The following is a 644-nucleotide window of genomic DNA, read 5'->3' on the forward strand; positions in this document are numbered from 1 at the left end:
TGCGGGCCGACCGCAACTGAGTCTGCGCTCACGGCTTCCGGCCGGGCTTGCCCGGCTTTTTTTGCCGCGGCGGCGCGTTGGTTCCAAGGCAGGGGCGGGTTCGGGGTCCAGCATATACAGGGGGACACCGATGGGCGAAGCGTCCCCCCTGAGGGCACGGTCGCGTCAGCAGGGGTGGGCGGCTCTGTGCAGCGGCCGCGTCGGGCTGGCGCGTCCACGCCGGCATCCGTCCACCGCGCCGCGCGGCGGTGGGCGGTCGCGGGGTGGTGGGATGCGCCGTGACTTCGAGCCCGCCCATGCGATGACTCCGGCGCCAAAGGCCCAGTGCCGTCACCCGTGAAAGAGTGAACAGGCGCTTACACGGGGCCACGGTACACTTTGCGCCTCCTGAAACAGGTTCCGCGCCCCTTCCAAACCCCACCCATGGCCCTTACCACGGCGGCCCCGGCCCGCACCAGCTTTGACCTCAAGAGCGCTTCGCTGCCCGTGGTGGCCGTGCTGCTCAAGACCACCGACGCCGCGCAGTTCGCGGCCGACCTGGCCGAGCGCGTGGCCGACGCCCCCGGTTTTTTCGACAACGACCCGGTGCTGATCGACCTGGCCCCCGTGCGCGAGGCCGAAGCGTCCATCGACTTTGCCGCCAT

General features: G+C 70.7%; 1 pseudogene. It reads left to right on the plus strand.

The features are described 5' to 3' along the window. Nucleotides 1-423 precede the first annotated feature (423 nt). A pseudogene (locus ACDELDRAFT_RS23365) lies at nt 424-644 on the plus strand (septum site-determining protein MinC); the annotation flags it as partial.

The organism is Acidovorax delafieldii 2AN (assembly GCF_000175235.1).
GTDB lineage: Bacteria > Pseudomonadota > Gammaproteobacteria > Burkholderiales > Burkholderiaceae_C > Acidovorax > Acidovorax delafieldii_B.